The sequence below is a fragment of the Blastococcus sp. SYSU DS0539 genome, assembly GCF_054050855.1.
The window spans coordinates 14430-36116 of the sequence record NZ_JBJHAF010000006.1 but is presented as its reverse complement, the minus strand read 5'-3'; the positions used below and the strand labels follow the sequence as shown (position 1 = coordinate 36116).

The window sequence follows — 21687 nt, the reverse complement described above, 5'->3', positions numbered from 1 at the left end:
CGGTGGCAGCCATGGTGGCCCGCCTCACCGCGACAGGGGCCGCCCTTCCCACGGCTGCCTGGCGGAGCGCGCTCAGAACCCGTGGCGGGAGGACCGAGAAATGCAGAAGCCCCACCAGCCCGATGCGCCCCCGCCCCGCCCCAGCGAGGCCGGAGTTCCAGCTCCGACCGGATGCTGCGGGGCACGGTGAGGCTCTCCGACGTCGCGGACGAGCTGTACGGGTTGCCGCCTGACGAGTTCATCGCCGCTCGCGACGCACGCCGGAAAGAGGCTCGCGCCGATGGGGCGCGGGAACTGGCGAAGGCCATCGGCAAGCTGCGGAAGCCGTCGACCGCAGCGTGGGTGGTGAACATGCTGGTGCGTCAGCAGCCCGACGAGCTCCGCCAGCTCGTGGCCCTGGGGTCCGGCCTCCGTGAGGCGCAACGAGATCTGGAAGGTGAGCAGCTGAAGGAGCTGACCCGGCAGCGCCGGCAAGTGGTGATGGCCCTGACCAGGCAGGCCCGCTCCCTGGCGCAGGAGCTGGGTCGGCCGGTGAGCGACGCGGTGGCCGGTCAGATCCAAGACACGCTCCGAGCGGCGGTCGCTGACGAGAGCGCCGGTCGGGCGACGTTGTCGGGCAGGCTGACCTCGCCGCTGTCGTACTCCGGGGTCGGCACGACGGACGTGCGCGGGTCGGTCGCCACCGTCCCGTCGGGAGAAGATGACGCTACGGTCGCCGGGGAGGAGCCAACCACCGATGGCCGCACTTCGAGGTACGACCAGCGGCGACGGGCTGCGCAGCAGCAGTTGGCCGGTGCCCGGGACGAGCTGGCGGACGCCGAGACCGCCGCGGCGGAAGCCGAGTCCGACGCCGAGAGGGAGCGGGACGCGCTGGACCGCCTCGGTACCCGGCGGGACGAGTTGCGTGCACGGATCGGTGACCTCGAGGAAGAGCTGCGCCGGGCCGAGAAGGAATCCGGTGAGTTGACCGCGGAGCTGCGCAAGGGTCAGCGGCGGCGGGATGCCGCCGAGCGCAGCGCCCACCGCGCGGGCGCGGTGCGCGATCGTGCCCGCGCACGTGTGGATCGACTGGAGAAGGCCTCGACAGGGGGCGGCAAGGGATGACCTGCTCGCCCCAGCCGCGGTCCGTGACCACCCGACGGGCATGACACAGGGGCGCGCGGGTAGGGCGCCTGCAGGCCGATCGAGGAGGCGGTAGCAGTGGCGCGAGCCATCTGGACAGGAGGCCTGACCTTCGGTCTGGTCAACGTGCCGGTGGGCCTGTACTCCGCCACCGAGGACAAGACCGTCCACTTCAACCAGTTCGAGCGGGGGACGTCGTCCCGGATCCGCTACCGGCGGATCAACGAGGACACCGGCGAAGAGGTCGACTACGACGACATCGTCAAGGGCGAGGACATCGGCGACGGCCGGTACGTCATCGTCACCCCGGAGGAGCTGGAGGAGATCGAGCCGGGGAGGTCCCGGGTGATCGACATCTCCGACTTCGTGGACGTCGCCGAGATCGACCCCATTTTTTATCAGAAGACGTACTACCTGGCTCCGCAGGACGACCAGGCCCAGCGGGCCTACGCACTCCTCCTGCAAGCGATGGAGCGGGCCGGGCGGGTGGGGGTCGCCACGTTCGTCATGCGGTCCAAGCAGTACCTGGCCGCCATCCGGCCCCAGGGGGAGGTGCTCACCCTGGAGACGATGTTCTTCGCCGACGAGGTCCGCGACCCGGTGGAGGAGATCGAGCAGCTACCGGTCCACCACTCCTTCAAGTCGCGCGACCTCGAGATGGCCGTGTCACTGATCGATTCGATGACCAGCGAGTGGGATCCGCGCAACTACCGGGACACCTACCGGGACCGCGTGAACGAGCTGATCGAGGCCAAGCGCCGGGGCGACGAGGTGGTCACGGAAGGGGAGCCCGAGACCGAGGCGGACGTCCTCGATCTGATGGAGGCTCTGCGGGCCAGCGTGGCGAAGGCCAAGGACCACCGGCCGGGGAACGCCACGGACGAGGGGAAGCTGACCACGCGCCGGGCACGCCGGGGGTCCGGCGGCGACAAGGCCGGGGGGCGTCCGGACGAGAGCCTGGCGGCCATGTCGAAGAAGGACCTTTACGACATGGCCCAGGAGCTGGATGTCTCCGGCCGGTCGAAGATGACCCGAGACGAACTCGCCGACGCCGTGCAGGAGGCTCGGGAGTCCGGGAAGAAGGCTTCCTGACCTGTGCCGGCCGCCCTCCGTCTGTCGTCGACGAGATCGGCCGCGGCCTGTCCCAGGTCTGGGAGCGGGACGCTCCGGACGTCGCCCGGCCGGACCTCGCCATCGAAGGCACGGCGGCGTCCGGCAGGGAGCGCGCGGTGCGGCCGGTGGTCGCCGTGGCGTTCGCCCCAGCACAGGGCGAGTACGGCGGGCGCAGCCGGTCCGAGCAGGTGCGCGACACCATCGAAGAGTGGACGGCCTCCCGCGGTCTGCCCTGGTTCGAGCTCACATGGACCTGTACGAGAAGCCCCACCGCCGGCGGCCGGAACAGGTCGAGGCGCTGATCCAGCGGGCGGACGTCGTGGTGAGCATGCGACTGCACGCCCTCGTCCTGGGGCTGAAGCACGGCCGACCGGTGATCTCCGTCGATCCCGTGGCCGGCGGCGCCAAGGTGACGGCCCAGGCGCGAGCACTGGGCTGGCCGGTCGTCCTCCCGGGGGAGCACCTGACCGCCGCCGCGCTGGACACCGCACTGGACCGATGCCTGTCCGGAGAGCTGTCCGGGGCGGTATCCGCCGCCGCCTCGCTCGGGAGGGCGGGCAACGCAACGGCTCGGGACTGGTTCACCCAGCAGCTGAGGAGCTGAGCCGGGGGAGGGGACGGTGCGCGGCCGCGGACCGGTCCGCCACCTCCCGGGGCACCGGACGCCGACCCCGCAACGCCGCCGGCAACCGGCGTACGAGGCCCGCGAGGGCCTCCCGGGCCGACGGGTCGCGGAGCGCCCGTACCGTGAGCCGGGCGGTGCCCGCGGCGGCGGTGCGGAGGGGGCGACGCAGCCAGTCGACGAGCAGGTCGTTGCGGGTCTGCAGCGCCCACCGACCGGGCGCCACCGTGGCCGGACCGGCCGGGTCGTGCCAGGCGACGACGTCGTCGACGGAGACCTGCTGCCACCCCGCGGCCGCGAGGTCGAGGGCGAGCAGCGTCTCCTCCCCGCCGAAGAAGAGAAGCGGGGAGTAACCGCCGACGGCGAGGAAGGCGTCCCGTCGGACGACGGTGGCACAGGCGGGGAAGCCCAGGACGTCAGGCCCCGGCGCGCCCGGTCGGTGCCCGATCAGTGCGCGCGCCATCTTGGACGACACCGCGTCGTCGGAGCCGTCGGCGGCCAGCCGCACCCGCCCGACCAGCACCGCCACGTCGGGGTGCACGTCCAGGACATCGGCGGCACGTTCGAGCGAACCCGGGCCCACCAGGAGTCGTCGTCGCTGAACGCGACGTAGCGGCTGCTCACCGCCGCGACCCCCACGTTCCGCGCCACGGCTCCCCGGTTCTCGCCCGAGTTGACGGACCCTCACGCGAGGGTGGGCGGTCCGCACCGCCGCCGGTGTGCCATCGGTCGACCCGTTGTCCAGCACCATGATCAGTGGACTGCCCGGGGAGTCGAGCCGGGCGAGGGTCCGCAGCAGCGCCTCCCGCCGGTCACGGGTGGCAATGACGACGCTGATGCCGGACGGGCCGTTAGGCGAAGAAAGCGGTCGCCGGTCGGCGAGATGAAGGACCGGATGCTGGCCGGCGACCGTTTCCGGCCCGACGACCCCGACCTGGCGGCCGACGGCGCACGCGCGGCCAGGTTGCTGGCCCGGTACAACGCCGAGCTCGACCCGGCGCGCCGGCACGAGCTGCTCACCGAGCTGCTCGGGTCGGTCGGCGGGGGGACGACGGTCCGCCCGCAGTTCCGCTGCGACCACGGCTACCGGATCGCCATCGGGGCCTACTGCTTCGTGAACTGGGGTGCGGTCTTCCTCGACAGCGGACCGATCACCCTCGGTGAGGCCGTGCAGTTCGGGCCGAACGTGCAGCTGCTGACGGCGGCCCACCCGCTCGACCCCGTGGAGCGTCGCGCCGGCTGGCAGACCCCCGCACCCATCACCATCGGCGACAACGCCTGGCTCGGGGGCGGCGCCGTCGTGCTCCCGGGGGTCACGGTCGGCGCGGAGGCGGTCGTCGGCGCCGGTGCCGTCGTCACCCGGGACGTACCGGCGGGCGTGCTCGCCGTCGGCAACCCCGCACGCGTCGTCCGTCGCCTCGGGCCGGGACCCAGCCTGCCCTGACGTGCCGCGTGGCCGGTAGCGCGGACCCGTACCGGCCGAGGCCGCCAGGACGCAGCACTCGTGCTCCGCTTCCAGCACGGCGGGCCGGGGTCAGAACCGTGGGCTGCGCCGTCATGGCGGACGGCGATCCGGAGCCGGACGGGCCCTCCCCGGGCGAGCGCGGGCGAACCGAACCGGGGCGGTCGTCGGATCGCCGAGCGCGGCCACCAGCCACTCGTCAGTCCGCCGTTCCCAGTTGCGTGCGGCCGCCCAGGCGATCCGTTCCGCCGGGAAACCCGAGGGTTCGTCCGCTGCCGCCACGATCGCCGCGGCCATCTCCTCCGGACCTCGAGTCAGGTAGGTGTGCGGCGGGAGGTCGCCCGAGTGCTCCAGGTGGCCCGCCGTCGCCATCACCGGGACGCCCCTCGAGCAGTAGTCGAACAGCTTCATCGACGACTGCCCGAGCGCCCGGGCTGCGACGTCGGGGACCAGCGCCACGGCGGCCGCGTCGAGGATGTCCGGCAGCGCCGACCGTGACACCGGGCCCTGGTAGACGAAACGGCCGCCGGTCTCCGCCTGCAGGCGCAGGAACCGGTCGGCCGCGGGGCGGGCGCGCAGCGGGAACACCAGCTGGCCGTACACGGTGAGGGTCCAGTCGGGCAGCGCGTGCAGGACCGACCGGACGAGGTCGGCGTCGAACCGCTCGGCGACGCTGCCGACGTACACCGCGGAGCGAGGGACACGCCCGGCGGCGCGCGGGGCCCGCAGCAGGGCCTCGTCGGTGCCGTTGGGGACGACGACCGGACGGCGCCCCGGGAAGAGCGCCGACAGCGCGGGGTTGACCACGATGATCTCGTCGGCCTCGGCCGCGATCCGTCGCAGCTGGTCGGGGAGGCCCCGTGCGTGCGGCAGGGGGCGAGCCCAGTCGTCGGTGCAGTCGAACGCGGCTCGCCCGCCCAGCCGTCGGGCCGCGCGCCACTCCCAGGGATGCGTGAACACGGTGAGGTCCTGCTCCCACCCCGACCGGCGGAGGGAGCCGCCCAGGAGGGCGGAGTCCAGCCGCTCGGCCAGTCGGTGACGCGACCCGGGCAGCACGGTGGAGCGCTCGGTGACATCCACGCCCGGTGCCGCGGGCAGGAAGCGCGCCCTCGTCAGGTGGTGGAGCCAGTTCGCCGGGTCGGTGCGCAGCCGGTGGGCGTCTGCGGGTGCCTGGACGAAGCGGATCCGGGGATCCGCGCCGTACCAGCTACCCGGCGATGTGCTGCTCGCGCCGGATCGCCGGGTGCCACGGGTCCTTGGCGAGGAAGCCCACCCGGGCGGGCGCGGGAACTCCGGTGGGGCTCAGGGGCCGTTCTCCTGTTCGCGGGTGGGCGCGGTGGGCATGGAGGCGACGTCCCTGCCGGTCCGACCGTACGGGCGGCGGGTCGACGCCGCCCGCCAGCCAGGAGGAGAAATGTCGACGGCGGCCCACCGCGCCTACCGAGCGGTCCTCCGCTGGCTCCCGAACCGGCCGAAGCGCGCCCTGCTGTACCGGGAGGCGCACGGGTGCTGGCCGCGGGAACGCCGTCCCCGGACATTCACGGAGAAGATCAACTGGCGCGTGGTCAACGACCGGCGGCCGCTGATCGGGCAGCTGGGCGACAAGCTGCGGATGAAGGAGTACGCCACGCGGGTCTGCCCGGACCTGTCGGTGCCGCGGGTCCTGTGGTCGGGAACGGACGTGCGTGGGCTGGCCGAGACGGAACTGCCGGAGAGGTGGGTCCTCAAGCCCAACCACGGAACCTTGCGGGTGCATCTCGGGTCGGGCGAACCGGACGCCGAGCAGCTGGCCCGCATCACCGCCGGCTGGCTCGACGAGCCGCTGTACCGCGACCGGGGTGAGTGGGTCTACAGCCGAGCCCGTCGGCTGTTGGTGGTCGAGGAGTTCCTCGGGGAGCCGCTCGCCGACTACAAGTTTCTCGTGTTCGGCGGCCGGGTGCGGCTCGTGCAGGTCGACACCGACCGGTTCGGGGCCCGCCACCGGCGACGGCTGTACACGCCGGACTGGTCACCGCTGCCGGTCGTGGAGCCGCACCTGTCGCTGGGGCGCGCGACGCCCCCGCCGGCTTCCCTGCCGGTGATGACTGCGGTCGCCGAGGCGTTGGGCCGGGAGTTCGACTTCATCAGGGTGGACCTCTACGACGTCGACGGCGCCGTGTGGTTCGGTGAGCTCACGCCCTATCCCGGTGGGGGCCTGGACGTGCTCGACCGGACTCTGGACCGCGCGTTGGGTGCGTGCTGGACCTTGCCGCCCATGGCCTCGGTCCGCCCTCCGGCGCGGTGATCGTGCAGCGCCCTCGACCCGCTCGGGCCGCCGCGTACGCGCACGCCGGCTCGCCTCAGCCCGGCAGGGACCGGCCGACCACATCTTCGTGGTCCGGCCGGCCCAGGCCGATGTGTCGGAGGGCAGGCGGCCGAGCGACCCGCTGCCACTCTCGACCGCCGATCGACGTCGCGGGCGGTCAGGCGCTGTTCTGCCGACCGGTGAGCCTGTCCCTGAGCCGGTCGACCATACCGACACCCGGCCCCACGAGCTTGTGGAACAGCTCGCTGTGCGGGGCCGCGGGGTGCGGCCGGGTCGGGGCTGCCTTCTTCGCCGTCTCGACCTTCTCGCCGATCTCGACCAGCTGTTCACGGGAGAGCTGTGCACGCAGCATGGGGAACTGCTCACGCTCCTCATCCGAGACGTGGTCGCGCAGGATCGCATCGAGACGCGCGAGTGTCTCCAGGAACTGCGGGTCCGCGGCGTCGAGACCCTCGAGCTCCTTCATGACTTCCTCGAGCTGCTGGTGTTCCTGGATGTCGTGCTGCACCTTCCCGTCCCCGTCCGGAAGATGGTCACGCATCGCCGGGTAGACGTACATCTCCTCGGCGACCGAGTGGCGCATCAGCTCGGCGATGACCGTGTCGGTCATGTCCCGCCGTTGGTCAGGATCAGCCGTCGGGATCTGGCTGACGAGCGCGAGTACCTCGTGGTGATCGGTGGTCAGGATGTCGACGACGTCCTGCTCTCCCGTGTTGGCGGTCATCCTCATCTCCCAGCGCATCGGCCTAGGGGTTGGTGCTCTGCCTCCGCTCCGCTACCCCCAGGACGCTGCCCCATTCACCGTGGGCAGCAGGGACCGTGCTCTCGGCGCACCGGCACGGGTCTCGGGGGTGGCGCTGTTGCCGCACTGTGTGCCTCCTCCGATGCATCGGGCCAAGACGCACCACGTCGGCGGGGGAACGCGAGTCCCGCGCGGGGACCAGCAGCTGCGCGTGCTCGTCGAGAGTGGCGCCGCCCGGAATCAGTCAGGTCGTGGTCGTCGGCGCCTGACGGTTGACGCTCACCGGCCTAGCGATCAGCACGACGCACGTGTCGGCTCCAGGGACAGGAGACGCCCCAGCTCGGCGCAGGGGAGCCGGTCGTGCATCAACCCACTCCGCTGGGCGGGGGACACGCGATCGCGGGTGCCCCGGACGATGGTGACCGGGACGGCACCCCGGCTCGGCTCCCCGGCCATGCTTTGGCCGGCCAGCCCGGCGGCGAACGCCGCGCGGGTCCGCAGTGGGCACCTGGACCACCTGGCACGGAGGTCCTTCACGTCGCCGAGGGCGGGATTCCGGCCGAACATGCTCATCCTCATCATCACCACGCCGTGGGTGGGGTTGAGCTGCACCAGCTTGGTCCGCGGCGAGCTGCTCGATCAACGTCAGGAGCTCGCGCGGTCCGCGCATGGTGGGCGTGGAGTCGACGACGGGGATCCGGGAGACCCGCTCGCCGACGACGTCTGGATGGTGGATCGCCAGTGACAAGGCGGGGCGAGGTGGTCTCGCGGCTGCTGGTCTACGACGGGCGCCGACGGCTCGGCGTCTACGAACGCGTGAATCCCCGGCGCACGGTGAGCAAGCCTGCGGCCCGGTCGAGGCCTGGGCGGTGCACGAGTGGCCCGCGGCCCCCGATCAGCGGCCTCCCGGAGGTGTGCCTTGCTCTCTTGCGGGAAACCATGAGCCATGGCCAAGAACAACGATGCAGATGCCCAGCGAGCCGCGGTCCGTGAGGCGAAGAGGGAAGGGAAGTCACCCAGCGCCGCCGGGGTGACCACCGGCGCCTCGAAGCAGATCAACCACGTGCCCCACAGCGACGACCGGCACGAGCACTCCAGCGCCGCCGGCAAGAGCAAGACCTGACGCGTCCCTCCTCGGGAACCCGCGGTTGGATCCGCGTGCAGACGATCCACTACCGGGTGGAGGACATCGCCTTGTCCACCGACGGCCAGCTCCTCGACGGAGGGCCGAACTCAGGTGTGCACCGCCTGGATGATCCCGACCGGTCGTCCGAACTGACCGATGACTGAAGGCTTGGCCCGCCCATCAGTTCGGTCGTCGCTGTGGTGCCAGCCCTGAGTCAGTGAGCGGTGCGGGTCGGCAGCCCCGCCGGACGTTGCGGGCCTCGCACCCGCCGGGAGGGGGAGGACAAATGAGGGCAGTCTCGTCGGCGGACGTACGGCTCGCGCGGGCGCACGGCCTGTTCAACGTGGTCGGCGGCTCCTGGCCGCTGGTCCACATGGCCAGCTTTGAGGCGGTCACCGGCCCCAAGGTCGACCGCTGGTTGGTGCGGACGGTCAGCGGGCTCATGGTCGTCAACGGTGTCGCCCAACTCCGGGCCGAACCCTCCCCGGACGGGATCGCGGCCGCTCGCCGGATCGGCATGGGTACGGCGCTCGTGCTGGCTGCCGTGGACATCTACTACGGGAGCCGCAACCGGATCAGCCGGATGTATCTCCTGGATGCGGTCCTGGAGGCCGCCTGGCTCATGGCGTGGACCCGATCGCTCCGGCGGTGAAGGCTGCGGTGAGGCCCCCTCGCCCCGTTCAGCATCCGTAGGTCGGTGCCGAGGTCCGGCGGGATCGGTCCCTTCGCAGGAGGGCTGACGGGCGTCGGGAAGGTTGCGCAGCAGGCCTTCCCTTCCCGAGCGGCCCTTCGGCGTTGGCGGCGCCGTTGACCGCGATGTCCAGGCCGCCGAAGCGACGCTGGACAGCGCGGACGAGCTCCTCGACTTCGCCTTCCTCGGTGACGTCGGTGGGCTGGAACATCACCATGCCGGCCTCACGGGCATGAGGCTCGAGCTGCCGGAGAGCCGTCTGACCGCGGCCGGCATCGCGCCCGGCGACGGCGACGGCTGCCCCCGCGTTCAGGAATGCGGCGGCCGTGGCCAACCCGATGCCCGAGGTGCCACCGGTGACCAGCACCACCCGCCCGGACAGGTCGGGCTGGGCCATGGGAGACGTGGCGGGGCACCCGTTCACGTGATGTCCCTGGGGAGGACGAGCCGGCCGGCGACGACGGCGGCGATCGCGGCGTAGGCGGCCAGGGCAACCGCGCCGTGGAGGGGCTGGCCGGCGTCGGAGAGCCCCATGGTGGCGTTGATGGCGCCCACGGGCAGGTAGGCCGACGGGACGAGGAGGCCGACGAGGTTCTCGCCGACCACGGCCCAGGCCATGAGCCCGATGATCCCGGCGACCGTCGAGCGTGCGGCGTAGCCGACGCCCACGCCGAGGACGGCGGCGAGGGTGGCGGCCAGGGCCGGTGCGGTGATCAGGCCGACCGTGTCGGCCGTGGGTCCTGCCGGCAGTCCCCGGGCGGAGCCGATGGCGCCGGCGAGCAGCCACGAGATCAGCCCGGTGAGGGCGCCGGTGACTCCGCCGAAGACCGCGTAGGTCAGCTGTCGGGTGGCGAAGACGTCGACACGGCGGGGCCGGGCGAGATAGGTCGACTCGGCTGTCCGGTGCTGGTGGTCGCTGGAGCCGCCCAGGATCCCGAGCACCAGCATGGTGACCGCCGCCAGGACGCCGGGGACGCGCACGGCCTCGGCGAGATCCTCGGCGACATCGGCCGGCGCGAGCCCGAAGGCGAGTCCGACCAGGAGTCCGGTCATCGTGACAACGACGGCGACGGCGATCAGGGGAGCGGGAACGGTGCGCAGCCGGATCTGCTCGGCGCGCAGGAGAGCGGTCATCGGATGCCTCCGGTTCGGGCGGTGTCCTGGTCGGACACGAGGGAGAAGAAGAGCTCCTCGAGCGAGGGAGTGGTCGAGTCGATGGCGTAGAGGGGGATGCCGGCGCCGGCGGCTGCCTCGGCGACCGATTCCTGGGCGAGGCCGCGGATCTCCAGCCGGTCGGCGGCCAGCGTGGTGCTGGTTCCTCCGGCGCCGGACAGCAGCGCGGCGAGCCGGTCGGGCTGCGGCGTGCGAACGGTGACCACCGGCTCCGGTGTGCGCACCAGGTCGGCCAGGGGCCCCTGGGCGACGAGCCGTCCGGAGCGGATGACGACGATGTCGTCGACGGTGTGCTCGACCTCGGCGAGGACGTGGCTGGAGACCAGCACGGTGCGCCCCTCCGCGGCGAGGTAGCGCAGGAAGCCGCGCAGCCAGCGGATGCCGTCAGGGTCCAGCCCGTTGGCGGGCTCGTCGAGCACGAGGACGCGGGGGTCGCCGAGCAGGGCCGCGGCCAGGCCGAGGCGCTGCTGCATGCCCAAGCTGTAGCCGCCGGCCCGCCGATCGGCGGCGTCGGTGAGCCCCACCAGCTCCAGGACCTCGTCGACCCGGCGCGCCGGCAGCGAGGCCATCGCGGCGAGCACGCGCAGGTGACCCCGTCCGGTCCGGCGGGGGTGGAAGGCTCCCGTGGAGAGCACCGCACCCACGGTGCGGACCGGGTTGGGTAGATCCCGGACGGCGACGCCGTCGATGGTCGCGTGCCCCGCGGTGGGGGCGACCAGACCCATGAGCATGCGGAGCGTCGTGGTCTTCCCCGCTCCGTTGGGGCCCAGGAATCCGAGCACCCGCCCGGCCTCGGCGGTGAAGGTGACGTCCTCCACCGCCGTCACCTCCCCGTACCGCTTGGTCAGCCCTGCCACCTCGATGACCGCCATCGCCGCGCTCCTCCCGCTCGTCGCTCGTTCGTCGTCGGGCCGGAACGCTAGGACGGGGCGGCCGCGTCGGGCATCACCCAGCGGTCGGGTCCCCGGGGCCCGCCTGCCGGGGTAGAGCACGCCGGCGGCTGCGCCGGCAGTGGTATCCGAGCGCCGGGTCCGCGGCCAGGTTCGAGCCCACGGCGGCGTCACCGGGAGGGCGGGCAGCGGCCACGCGCGCGAAGTCAGACTCCAGGTGTAGGCCGGTCTCCTCCTGACGGGGCAGGCAGAGCGGCCATCGGTCTTCCTACAGTGGCCCGGTGCCGGGACGACCGCCTGAACGGATGCGCCGCGCGCTGCCGTGGCTGGTCGACGGAGTGCTCACGGCGGCCCTCGCCGTGCTGCACGCCGGCCGGCTGCTGGCGGCCTCGCCGTCAGGTGTGGGGGAGCGGCCGATCGACGCCCTGGCCTGGCTCCTTGCGGCGGTGGCCACGCTGCCGGTCCTGGTGCGCCGGTGGGCGCCGTGGACCGTCCTGCTCCTGGCCTCGTCGGCGATGGTCGTCTTCGTCGCGCTGGACTACCCGCCTTCGCTCTCCGGCTACGCGGTGCTGATCGCCCTCTACGGGGTCGCTGCCGAGTGCCCGCGGCGGCTGTCGGTACCGGGTCTCATCCTCGCAGCCCTGCCGATGCTGGTCGTCTACCTGCAGTGGCGCGCGGAGTACACCTGGGGTTCGGCCTTGCAGGACGGTCTGCTGGCCGCCGCGGCCTGGTCGCTGGGCGACGCCGCCCGGACCCGCCGGCTGCAGGCCGTGGCTCTGGCGGAGCGGGCCCGGGAGGCCGAGGCCAACCGCGAGGCGCACGGTCGGGAGGCGGTGGCCCAGGAGCGGCTCCGCATCGCGCGTGAGCTGCACGACGTGATGGCCCACAGCATGAGCGTCATCGCCGTCCAGGCAGGGGTGGGGCGGCACGTCATGGACCGGGATCCCGAGACCGCGCGCAAGGCGCTGGGGGTGATCGAGGACAGCAGCCGACGGACGCTCACCGAGATGCGCCAGCTGCTGGGTGTCCTCCGCGTCGACGACGGTCCCGGCTCCGGTGGCGCGGTCGCCACCCCTGCCGCCGCCGACCGCGGCCCCCAGCCGGGGCTGGACCGGCTCGACGAGCTCCTCGCCGGTGCGCGTGCGACCGGGCTGGTGGTCACCCTGACCGTGAACGGGACCGCGAGCGCGCTGCCACCGCAGCTCGACCTGGCCGCCTACCGCATCCTGCAGGAGGCGCTGACCAACGCTGCCAAGCACGCGGGCCCGGCGGAGATCCGGGTCGTGCTCACCTGGCGGGGCGATTCCCTGGAGGTCTACATCAGCGATGACGGGCGCGGCCCGGTCGGAGGGCGGGAGAGCCGGAGCGCCTCCGGCGGGTACGGGTTGATCGGGCTCCGGGAGCGGGCCACGTCCGTCGGCGGTGAACTCGAGGCGGGGCCCGATCCCCGAGGGGGCTTCCGGGTCCGCGCCCGGCTGCCCCTGACGCCCGAGGGCGCGACCGCCGGGAGCGGGTCGTGACCACCCGTGTGTTGGTGGTGGACGACCAGGAGCTCGTGCGGGCCGGGTTCAGCGCCCTGTTGCGCAACGACGACATCGAGGTCGTCGCCGAGGCCGGGAACGGCCAGGAGGCGGTGGAACTGGCCCGCCGGCTGCGGCCCGACGTCGTCCTCATGGACGTGCGGATGCCGGTCATGGACGGGATCGAGGCAACCCGCGCCATCCTCGCTGACTGGCCGGCCGACGGCGGCGAGCCGCCGCGGATCATGATGCTGACGACCTTCGACCTCGACGACTACGTCTTCGCCGCGTTGCGGGCCGGCGCCGCGGGCTTCCTGCTCAAGGACACCCGGCCGGTCGAGTTGCTGAACGCCGTCCGGATCATCGCGAGGGGAGAGGCCCTGCTCTCGCCGGGGATCACCCGCAAGCTCATCGCCGAGTTCGCCCGCCAGCCGGCCCCGTCGGCGCGGCCCTCGGGGAGGCAGCTGGCCGAGCTGACCGAGCGCGAGGTCGACGTCCTGCGGCTGGTGGGCACCGGGCGCAGCAACCAGGAGATCGCCGCGGAGCTGTTCGTCAGCGAGGCGACCGTGAAGACCCACCTGGGCCGCGTCATGGCCAAGCTGCACCTGTCCAGCCGGGCGCAGGCCGTGGTGGTCGCCTACGAGAGCGGGCTGCTCAGGCCCGGATCGGCAGGCGCGTAGACCAGGCCGGCGCAGCACCCGACCGGTGCGGTCTCACCCGTGGGTCGTACACCGGCCGGGTCAGCACGGCCGCCCCGCGGATCAGACCGCCGGGCGACGCGAACGCCGTCCCCCGTCGGCAGGCTCTGTCGTCGAATCCGGACCTCGGGAGACGACAGTGGAGACAACACGCAACATCGCCGGCCGCATGGGCCGCTGGAGCGCCCGGCACCGCAGGACTGCGGTGCTCGGCTGGCTGGCCTTCGTGGCCGTGGCCGTCGTCCTCGGCGGCCTGCTGCCGCGCGGGGAACTCACCTCGGCCGAGCAGCTGCTGGGTGGGGCAGCCCAGGCGCAGCGGATCCTCGACGAGAACGGCTGGGAGGAGCCGGCCTCGGAGATGGTGCTGGTACAGCGGGCGGACGGCGTGCCCGAGGCCGCCGCCACCGCGGCCCTGACCGACGTGGTGGAAAGGCTGCGGGCCGTCCCCGAGGCGACGAACGTCGTCAGCCCCCTCGACGGCGCCCCGCTCGTGTCCGCCGACGGCCTGTCCGCCCTGGTCACGCTGGACGTCGCCGGGGACGCTGAGACCGCCGCCGAGCGCATCGGTCCGATCCAGGACGCCGTCGCCGCGGTGGCGGGCGAGCACGACGACGTCCGGGTGGAGCAGTTCGGCGACATCAGCGCCGACCTGGCGCTGAACGAGACGATCGACGCCGACTTCCAGCGCGCAGAGCTGCTGTCGATCCCGATCACCCTCGCGGTGCTGCTGCTGACCTTCGGCGCACTCGTCGCCGCCGTGTTGCCGCTGGTGTTCGCGCTGACGGCGTTCGTCGGCGCGCTGGGCCTGCTGAGCCTCACCAGCCAGATCTGGCACGTCGACCAGACCGCGCAGATCGTGATGCTGCTCATCGGCCTGGCCGTCGGCGTGGACTACTCGCTCTTCTACCTCAAGCGCGAACGCGAGGAGCGGGCCAAGGGCGCCGGGCCGGTCGACGCGCTCGACATCGCCGCCGCGACCTCCGGCCGCGCGGTGCTCATCTCCGGCATCACCGTCATGGTGGCAATGGCCGGCATGTTCCTCACCGGGTTCTCGGTGTTCACCGGCGTCGCCTCGGCCACGACCCTCGTCGTCGCCTGCTCCGTCCTGGGTTCGCTGACCGTGCTGCCGGCGATGATGGCCTGGCTGGGTGACCGGGTGGAGAAGGGCCGGCTCCCGTTCCTGCGCCGCCGGCGGGAGGGCCGGCCCAGCCGGTTCTGGCCCGCGGTGCTCGGTGCCGTGCTCCGCCGTCCGCTGGTGGCCGCGGTGGTCTCGGCGGTTGCGCTGATCGGCCTGGCCATCCCCGCACTGTCGATGGACCTGCGTAACGAAGGCGTCGAGGACATCCCCGACGACCTCGCAGTGATGCAGACCTACGAGCGGATCACCGAGGCGTTCCCGGGAGGGCCGTCCCCGGCGCGGGTGGTGATCGAGGCGCCCGACGTCACGTCTCCCGCGGTGCAGGCGGCGATCGCCGATCTGCGCACGCGGGCGCTGGCCAGCGGGCAGATGAACGACCCGATCACCGTCGAGGCCAACCCGGCCGGCACGGTCGCGGTCGTCGGCGTCCCGCTGGTCGGTGACGGGGAGGAGCAGGTTTCACGCGACGCCCTGGCCATCCTGACCGGGGAGATCATCCCGGCCACGGTCGGCGACCTGGAGGACGCCACGGTGCTGGTCTCCGGCAGCACCGCGTACTCGGTGGCCTTCGATGAACTCATGGCCGATCGGACGCCGTGGGTGTTCGGCTTCGTGCTGGCGCTGGCCTTCGTGCTGCTGCTGGTCTCCTTCCGCTCGGTTGTGGTCGCCGTGACCGCCATCCTGCTCAACCTGCTCAGCGTCGCGGCGGCCTACGGCTCACTCGTGCTCGTCTTCCAGGAGGGCTGGGGGCTGAGCCTGGTCGGCGTCGACCGGACTGGGGCGATCGTGAACTGGATCCCGCTGTTCCTGTTCGTCATCCTCTTTGGCCTGTCGATGGACTACCACGTCTTCATCCTCAGCCGGATCCGTGAAGGTCACGACCGCGGCCTGCCCACCCGGACAGCGGTCGCCCAGGGCATCACCAGCTCCGCCGGGGTGGTCACCAGCGCCGCGGTGATCATGGTCTTCGTCTTCGCGACCTTCCTGACCCTGTCGCTGACGAGCATGAAGCAGATCGGGCTGGGCCTGGCGATCGCGGTGCTGCTCGACGCCACCGTCGTCCGGGCGGTGCTGCTGCCGGCGGTGATGCAGCTGCTGGGGGATGCGAACTGGTACCTGCCACGCTGGCTGCACTGGCTGCCCATCCTGCGGCACGAGGTGGCCCCGGACGCAGCACCCGTCGTCAGTCTGCCTGCCCCGCGCAAGCCCGAGGGGGAACTGCTCCGCAGCCGGGACTGATCGTGCCGCCCGAGGGGCGCCATCCGGACGGATGGTGCCCCTCGATGCGTCCGGCTCAGGAGCGGGGAATGGCCTGGGGCGCCGGTGCGGTCCACGCGTGCAGTGGTGAGGGGATCGGCATGAACCGCTGGGTGAGATCGATCCCGTAGAGGAACACGCTCATGTCACGCTCGGCCTGGAGCAACGGGTGGTCGGAGGTCCGGATGACCTCCAGGAGCCGGGAGACCTCGCCCCGCGCGTAGATCAGGTACAGCTCGCCGATCCGGGTGGGCTGGACGAAGTGCGCCTCCTGCCGCGAGCCCGTGAGCTCGTGGCGGACGTCGTCGAACCGGTCGATCGCGCGACGTCGCTCGGGAATGCCGGCGGAAACCCCCGGCAGGAGCACGGTGGCGAACGCCATGACTTCCGGGAACTCGTCTGCGGTGCCGGGAGCGGAGAACCGGCGCACCTCGACGGGAAGGGCGTCACCGGCGTGCCAGGGATCGGCCCCCAGGGCGGCGGTGACACGGGCGTGGACCCGCGCCGTCTCCTCGTCGGCTGGCTGGGCCAGCCCGCGCGCCGCGCCCCACGGATCGGCGGCACGGAGGTGCACCAGGAGAACGTCGGCCTCGTCCAGATGCTGCAGCCAGAACGTCTGAGCCTCGACGCCGGCCGCGAGCCGCTCGGCGGCCAACAGGTCCTGGTGCTCGCGGAGCAACCCGGCGAGCAGGTCGACGCGGTCCGGGTGCGGCCCGGGGTCGGGCAGCAGGACGGCGTACAGCACGTCCGTGGCTGGAGGCGGAGCGACAGGGGAGGGAACTGGAGCCGAGTCCGCCCGGGGAGTGGGCACCCAGCGCCGCCAGCGCGCGATACCTGCCACACCCAGCAGCCTACGGTCAGTCGGATGGGTTCCGGGCCGCGTTTCGCCCGGCAAGCCCCTGTGCGTCGCTGGCTGTCAGAGCCCGTCGAGGAGGACGTCGATACCCGTAAGGGAGGCACCCCCACCGGCCTGGGGACCGTGGGGGTCAACTCGGTGTCCGAGGGGCGCTTCCAGAACAGCGGTCGGGGCGGGATGGCCGTGTTCGTGCGAGATGGAGATGCCGCCGATCACCGTCAGCGGGAAGCGATGGCGGCAGCGAAGGCACAACACCAAGAGTTGAAGAGGCAGCTCCTTCCTGGCGACGACCACGGACGGGGCCCCGCTGGCTCATCGGACGTCGAGGATGGAACGCCTGAGCTTGGTGGCTACTCATCAAGGCCCTGATGACGATGGCTGCTCGGCTGGTTCTCGCCGCCAGATCATCCGTTGCAGGAGCCCGCTACGATTTCGAAGTCAGTGCAAAGCGATGCTTTGATCGTCGAACTCGGCGACAACCCGGAGCCGGCCACCTAGAGCTTCGACGTAGGACTCGAGCGTTCCCACTTCGGTGTGGGTGAGCGTGCCGTGCTCGATCTTGCTGATCCGCGCTTGGCTGACCTTCATGCGCTTCGCCAGCGTCTGCTGATTGAGTGCCTGCGCCTTGCGGATGTCGGCCAGTCGCTGGGCCTGCACCGCATCGGCGAGGGCCCTCGTCGCATGCTTGACGCGCTCCTCGTCCACCAAACCAGTGCGGACGGCGTCCGAGCGAACGTGCTTCCAATTCCTGGTCATGTCAGACCTCCTCTGATCGGTCGCCGGCCAGCCACTGCTCGTAGCGCGCCTCAGCGACCGGGATGTTGGTGCGGTACCAGCCCTCCAGCGCCCCGACTTGTCCCCGGCGACCAGCAGGACCGCCTTCCGCTCGGGATCGAAGACGAACAAGATTCTCACCTCTGTGCGTCCGGACGATCCGGGTCGCAGTTCCTTCATGTTGTGCTGGGTGCTGCCCTTGACCCTGTCCACCACAGGTCGCCCGAGCGTCGGCCCCTCCGCTTCGAGAAGGTCGTTGGCCGCGGTGACGAGTTCGGCGGTCGTCCCGTCGAGACCCAGGAACCACTCGCTGACTTCGTCGAGCAGCACCACCTCCCACACGGGCGCATCCTATAACGTCAGAGTTGTATGCCGCGTTCCGCGACACCCCATCGGGGCAGGCCTCGGGCCTCATCGACGGCTCGGCACCGAGTGCGCGGGAGTCGTGCGGTCAGGCACACCCCTGGCTGGGGGGGGGGGGGCATCGCTGCCGCGTTCACTCGAAGCGGCATAGCAACGGGACGGAACGCAGCGTCCGCTCAAGCGATGGCGTCACCGTTCCGATGACCCCATCAACGACGAACCCCACTGCCTGGGAGCCGTGCGGTTCCAGGTCGGTGTCCGAGGGGCGACACGGTACATACGCACACCCCTGCGCTCGGTCTGAGCCAACCGAACCATGGGCAGTCCCGGGACCCCGCCGCTTCCGCCGCTGGGCCGCAGCGGGTCCGGTCGCGAATAGGTAGGAAGCCCTACTCCGACGAAGCGACGAGGCCACGTCACTCGTGCTGGACGGCGGCTCGAGCTCGAGCTCGAAGTCGTCGATGACGCTGACGGCGGCGTAGTGCGGCCGGCTGGCACGGTCGGGTGTCGCGGCTCGGCGGTCCGGTAGTCGGGCACGATGCTGCCCGGCGGAACCTCGGTCAGCAGTCCGCCCGAGGGATCCATGTGGCAACGATGACTGTGCCGCCGTGGTCACCTGAGCACCCGGTGCTCGAAGTCTTCGCCGTCCTGCCAGATCACGTCGAGATCCAGGTACATCGACGCGGCGCACGAGAGGTCGTCCTGGGAAGGTTCGCCGGGCAGCAGTACGGCTACTCGGTCGACGAGCGTCCGGTCGGCGGCGAGGTTCACAAGGTATCGGTACCGGTGCACCTGCCCGATCGCCGGGAACAGTCCGTCGACGGTGGCCTTCGCCTCGACGATCAGGCGGCGACGCTCGTCGTAGATGTCCGCGACGAGGTCCGTGCCCCCGTCCCTCCCGATCCGGTACTCAAGCCTCGGCCTGTAGCCGAGCGTCGCGATGTAGGAGGCGACGAGGTGGGCCTCGAGCCTCCTCTCATCGGCGAGAGCCTGCGCGACCGTGGTGTCCGGATCCGCGAGCCGGGTCGCTGCGAGTGCCAGCTCGCCGCGGGCGCGCCAGCACTTCATGGCGTACAGCTCAAGCTCGCGCCCCTTGAGCCGCTCGTGCATCGCCCGGTAGACGTCGGCGTGCCGGTATCTACCGTCGAGCGCCACGAAGGTCTGGTAGATCGTCCGGTGCCCACCGTCGGCCTTGGTCGGCCAGCCGAGGGCGAGCACGGCATCGGCGACCTCGGCGAGCGGCGCCTCCCGCGGGTCGGTCGGTCGAGCCCGCCGGTACTCCTCGGTCTCGAGGTCGTGGGCGAGCGCGCCGGTCGACTCGAGGTCGATCACGGCCCGCAGGACGGGGTCGATGGTGAGCGCCGGCGCGATGCCGAGGGTCTTGGCGAGGTGCTCCCGGGTGTCCTCCCAGGTGGCGGTGCCCGCGGTGTCGAGCTGCTGCTCGATGTAGCGGGTCGCGCGGCTCACCCGGTGCTCGAGGGTCGGGCCGAGCGGGGACGTCACGGTGCGACCGTCCAAACGTCCTCCCGCAGCGGCGGGACCGTGTGGGCGACAGGGGCCTCGGTCGAGACCTGCACGATCTCAGGGCGCGGTGCGGGTTGAGCATGGGCGCGGGCGGTGAGCGTGGCGCTCGGTGGGGTGGCAGGCGACGTCATGACCGCGACCGTGCCATGCACCAGGCGCTACGTGCAGGGCAAGCGCTTCGAAACGCCCCGTCCGCCCGGCGAGCAGGCTCGCCGGTGCCGGTGCCGGTGCCGGTGTTCAGGCATCAGACGAGCGTGCCGACAGTTGAGACAAGTGAACCCCCCATCGGCCTGATGGCCGTGGGGGTTCAACTCGGTGTCCGAGGGGCGACACGCTACATACGCACACGGCTTGGGGGCTCATGACGCCTGGCTTGCTGCCGAGCGTGGGGCCGCGGGTCGGGAAGCCGAGGCTGGTGTGGCCGGGGTGTGCTCGGCGAGCCTCGCCGAAGCGATCCCAGGGAACTCGGCCGCTGGCCACGGTGGCGCGACCGTCCGGTATCGCTAGACCTGCGGGTGGGGGTCCTCGCCACGTGCCCGAGCGCGGGCGGCACCGGGCATCCCGGACAGCACCTGGTGCAGGTCGTCGAGCACCTCCAGCATCGCGTGCAGGTCAGCCGGCATCCGACGGAGTTCCGGGCCGGTGGGGAGGTCGTCGTCCACTGCCGAGATCATCCGCGGCACCCGGTCGGCCAGCGCGGCCAGGTGCGCGGTCCGCTCCTCGGTGAACAGCACCGGCAGCCGCTCGAGCAGGGATGTCAGCGCTTCGGTCCCCGCCGCGGACAGTGCCTGGTCCAGGCGCGCGCCCACCCGGCTCAGTCGCTCGTCGTGCAGGACCTCGGCGGCACGGTCGAGGACGCGCCCCGCGCGGTCGCCGACGAGCAGGAAGTCGAGGCGGTCCAGCAGTCGCCCGACCCGTTCGTCGGCGGCCAGGTCCAGCAGTCGTTCCATCCGGTCGTCGGAAGCGATGTCCAACAGCCGGTCCAGTCCCGGATTGGACAGCACCCCTTCCATGGCATCGGTCATCCGGTCCAGCCGGCGGGAGGACGCGAGTCGGTCGATCGCCTCCAGCGCTCGGGGCACGAGTTCCGGACGCGACGCCAGGCCGTCCAGTGCCTGCGCCGTCGCCTCCACGCGGGCGGGGGTCAGCGCGGCGTCGAGCCGGTCGACCAGCCCGCTCACAGCGGCGGTCCGCTCAGGGGTCAGGACGGCAGCGAGCCTCTCGAGCAGCTCGGCGGCCGTGTCGATGAGCGGTGGCACCGCCCGGGCCACGGACGGCGCGCGGTCGAGCAGCGCCAACGCCTGCGTCAGGACGTCGTCGGCACGGGGTAGGAGCGCCTCGGCCCGGGGGAGGGCGGCGGCCGCTGACCGGAAGGAGTCGACGACAGAACGCGGGAGACCGAGCAGGTCCGCAGGACCGGGAAGCGACAGGTGCATCGTCTGGCACTACCCAGGCTGGCGGCGGGCACGTCTCGTGGTTCGCGTTCAATGTGTGGATGAACCAGTCGGCACAGCTTCCACGACTCAACGTGCACCGGCAGGGGACCGGACCGGCACTGTTGCTCCTGCCGGGCCTCGCCAGTCTCATCCACGAGTTCGGCACGGTGCTGCCAGCGCTGGCCCGGCGGTACGAGGTGCTGGCGCTCGACCTCCCCGGCCAGGGCGGATCCCCAGCGCTGCCCGCGCCGCTGCGGCCCGACGTCAGGACACTGACCGACGCCGTGGAGCGGGAGCTCGATCGGCAAGAAATGTCCATGCCACACGTACTGGGGGTCTCCCTCGGCGGCCGCATCGCCCTGGAGCTGGCCCGCCGTCACCGCCCAGCGTCCGTGGTCGCCATCGCGCCGACCGGGCCGGTGACCCCGCCGGAGCGGGCGTACCAGGCCGCCATGTTCGTCAGCGCACGACTGCTCACCCGCGCCCTGGCCCCGGTGGCCGGCCCGCTGCTGCGCTTCGCCGTCCCCCGCACGGCCGTCCTGGGGTTTCTCAGGGTCAGGGGATGGCGCACACCGGCGGACGAGGCAGCGGCCCTGGTCCGCGAGTTCGCGACCGCGGAGGACTTCTGGCGGCTGCTGCGGTACGCAGCCCTGCCCGAGGCGACGCTGGACTACCGGATGGTCGACTGCCCGGTGGTCATCGCCCAGGGCACCCAGGACGTGATCGCGGGAAGCCAGTCGGCGTGCTTGGCGGCCCTCGTGCCGGGCGCCCGGTTCCGACTGCTGCCCTTCGCCGGCCACAGCAGCATCGCCGACGTTCCGCAGCGGGTCATCGCCCTGGTGGCCGAGGCCGTGGACGCTGCCGCCTCGCGGTGA

General features: G+C 72.1%; 22 protein-coding genes. 12 read left to right on the top strand and 10 right to left on the bottom strand.

Annotated elements, in window-relative coordinates:
• Positions 1 to 186 precede the first annotated feature (186 nt).
• The 3 genes from ACI790_RS09335 (at position 187) to ACI790_RS09325 (ending at position 2839) form a co-directional block, all read left to right on the top strand.
• On the top strand, positions 187 to 1104 hold the full coding sequence (locus ACI790_RS09335; RefSeq protein WP_456569505.1) for a hypothetical protein: 918 nt from the start codon (positions 187 to 189) through the stop codon (positions 1102 to 1104).
• Between the two features lie 96 nt (positions 1105 to 1200).
• Entirely contained in the window at positions 1201 to 2214 is a 1014-nt protein-coding gene (gene ku / locus ACI790_RS09330; RefSeq protein WP_456569504.1) for a non-homologous end joining protein Ku, read from the top strand.
• Between the two features lie 268 nt (positions 2215 to 2482).
• Positions 2483 to 2839 (top strand): polysaccharide pyruvyl transferase family protein, encoded by a 357-nt coding sequence (locus ACI790_RS09325; protein WP_456569503.1) that lies wholly within the window; start codon positions 2483 to 2485, stop codon positions 2837 to 2839.
• Here the strand turns inward: ACI790_RS09325 and ACI790_RS09320 are convergent.
• Positions 2817 to 3440 (bottom strand): glycosyltransferase family 2 protein, encoded by a 624-nt coding sequence (locus tag ACI790_RS09320; protein WP_456569502.1) that lies wholly within the window; start codon positions 3438 to 3440, stop codon positions 2817 to 2819. The two genes, ACI790_RS09325 and ACI790_RS09320, sit on opposite strands and share 23 nt — an antisense overlap.
• 300 nt (positions 3441 to 3740) lie before the next feature.
• Here ACI790_RS09320 and ACI790_RS09315 point away from each other — a divergent pair, with 300 nt between their 5' ends.
• Positions 3741 to 4301, top strand: a complete 561-nt coding sequence (locus ACI790_RS09315) for a sugar O-acetyltransferase (protein ID WP_456569501.1) — start codon at positions 3741 to 3743, stop codon at positions 4299 to 4301.
• A 111-nt stretch (positions 4302 to 4412) separates the two neighbouring features.
• Here the strand turns inward: ACI790_RS09315 and ACI790_RS09310 are convergent, their stop codons facing one another.
• A complete protein-coding gene (locus tag ACI790_RS09310) occupies positions 4413 to 5399 on the bottom strand; it encodes a hypothetical protein (RefSeq protein ID WP_456569500.1) in 987 nt (328 codons plus the stop codon).
• Positions 5400 to 5733: 334 nt separating this feature from the next.
• Here ACI790_RS09310 and ACI790_RS09305 point away from each other — a divergent pair, with 334 nt between their 5' ends.
• Entirely contained in the window at positions 5734 to 6603 is an 870-nt protein-coding gene (locus tag ACI790_RS09305) for an ATP-grasp fold amidoligase family protein (RefSeq protein WP_456569499.1), read from the top strand.
• A 178-nt stretch (positions 6604 to 6781) separates the two neighbouring features.
• On the opposite strand, the gene ACI790_RS09300 is transcribed toward ACI790_RS09305, so the two are convergent.
• Complete coding sequence (locus tag ACI790_RS09300) at positions 6782 to 7348, bottom strand: hemerythrin domain-containing protein (protein WP_456569498.1); 567 nt, start codon at positions 7346 to 7348, stop codon at positions 6782 to 6784.
• Between the two features lie 583 nt (positions 7349 to 7931).
• Here ACI790_RS09300 and ACI790_RS09295 point away from each other — a divergent pair.
• From ACI790_RS09295 to ACI790_RS09285, 3 genes are all read left to right on the top strand, one after another.
• The gene (locus tag ACI790_RS09295; RefSeq protein WP_456569497.1) at positions 7932 to 8111 is read left to right on the top strand and encodes a hypothetical protein; all 180 of its coding nucleotides are present in this window, start codon (positions 7932 to 7934) and stop codon (positions 8109 to 8111) included.
• Positions 8112 to 8524: 413 nt separating this feature from the next.
• On the top strand, positions 8525 to 8656 hold the full coding sequence (locus ACI790_RS09290) for a hypothetical protein (RefSeq protein ID WP_456569496.1): 132 nt from the start codon (positions 8525 to 8527) through the stop codon (positions 8654 to 8656).
• A gap of 122 nt (positions 8657 to 8778) precedes the next feature.
• The gene (locus tag ACI790_RS09285; RefSeq protein WP_456569495.1) at positions 8779 to 9144 is read left to right on the top strand and encodes a hypothetical protein; all 366 of its coding nucleotides are present in this window, start codon (positions 8779 to 8781) and stop codon (positions 9142 to 9144) included.
• A 28-nt stretch (positions 9145 to 9172) separates the two neighbouring features.
• Here ACI790_RS09285 and ACI790_RS09280 read toward each other — a convergent pair whose 3' ends face one another.
• Genes ACI790_RS09280 through ACI790_RS09270 form a run of 3 tightly spaced genes read right to left on the bottom strand, consistent with a single transcriptional unit; the run spans position 9173 to position 11228 of the window.
• Positions 9173 to 9580: an SDR family NAD(P)-dependent oxidoreductase gene (locus ACI790_RS09280; RefSeq protein WP_456569494.1), complete on the bottom strand. Its 408-nt coding sequence runs from the start codon at positions 9578 to 9580 to the stop codon at positions 9173 to 9175.
• Positions 9581 to 9603: 23 nt separating this feature from the next.
• On the bottom strand, positions 9604 to 10317 hold the full coding sequence (locus tag ACI790_RS09275; protein ID WP_456569493.1) for a hypothetical protein: 714 nt from the start codon (positions 10315 to 10317) through the stop codon (positions 9604 to 9606).
• The gene (locus ACI790_RS09270; RefSeq protein ID WP_456569492.1) at positions 10314 to 11228 is read right to left on the bottom strand and encodes an ABC transporter ATP-binding protein; all 915 of its coding nucleotides are present in this window, start codon (positions 11226 to 11228) and stop codon (positions 10314 to 10316) included. Before ACI790_RS09270 ends, ACI790_RS09275 begins: the two co-directional genes overlap by 4 nt.
• Positions 11229 to 11527: 299 nt before the next feature.
• Here ACI790_RS09270 and ACI790_RS09265 point away from each other — a divergent pair, with 299 nt between their 5' ends.
• The 3 genes from ACI790_RS09265 (at position 11528) to ACI790_RS09255 (ending at position 15841) form a co-directional block, all read left to right on the top strand.
• Entirely contained in the window at positions 11528 to 12766 is a 1239-nt protein-coding gene (locus ACI790_RS09265; protein ID WP_456569491.1) for a sensor histidine kinase, read from the top strand.
• Positions 12763 to 13446 (top strand): response regulator, encoded by a 684-nt coding sequence (locus ACI790_RS09260; protein WP_456569490.1) that lies wholly within the window; start codon positions 12763 to 12765, stop codon positions 13444 to 13446. The genes ACI790_RS09265 and ACI790_RS09260 overlap by 4 nt, the downstream gene beginning before the upstream one ends.
• Positions 13447 to 13603: 157 nt before the next feature.
• Positions 13604 to 15841 (top strand): MMPL family transporter, encoded by a 2238-nt coding sequence (locus tag ACI790_RS09255; RefSeq protein ID WP_456569489.1) that lies wholly within the window; start codon positions 13604 to 13606, stop codon positions 15839 to 15841.
• 55 nt (positions 15842 to 15896) lie between these two features.
• On the opposite strand, the gene ACI790_RS09250 is transcribed toward ACI790_RS09255, so the two are convergent.
• The 4 genes from ACI790_RS09250 to ACI790_RS09235 form a co-directional block, all read right to left on the bottom strand.
• Positions 15897 to 16604, bottom strand: a complete 708-nt coding sequence (locus ACI790_RS09250; protein WP_456569488.1) for a hypothetical protein — start codon at positions 16602 to 16604, stop codon at positions 15897 to 15899.
• A gap of 549 nt (positions 16605 to 17153) precedes the next feature.
• Positions 17154 to 17831, bottom strand: a complete 678-nt coding sequence (locus ACI790_RS09245; RefSeq protein ID WP_456569487.1) for a type II toxin-antitoxin system RelE/ParE family toxin — start codon at positions 17829 to 17831, stop codon at positions 17154 to 17156.
• 633 nt (positions 17832 to 18464) lie between these two features.
• The gene (locus ACI790_RS09240; protein ID WP_456569486.1) at positions 18465 to 19355 is read right to left on the bottom strand and encodes a hypothetical protein; all 891 of its coding nucleotides are present in this window, start codon (positions 19353 to 19355) and stop codon (positions 18465 to 18467) included.
• 524 nt (positions 19356 to 19879) lie between these two features.
• Positions 19880 to 20812: a hypothetical protein gene (locus tag ACI790_RS09235; RefSeq protein WP_456569485.1), complete on the bottom strand. Its 933-nt coding sequence runs from the start codon at positions 20810 to 20812 to the stop codon at positions 19880 to 19882.
• Between the two features lie 59 nt (positions 20813 to 20871).
• Between ACI790_RS09235 and ACI790_RS09230 the strand changes: the two genes are divergently transcribed.
• Positions 20872 to 21687: an alpha/beta fold hydrolase gene (locus ACI790_RS09230; protein ID WP_456569484.1), complete on the top strand. Its 816-nt coding sequence runs from the start codon at positions 20872 to 20874 to the stop codon at positions 21685 to 21687.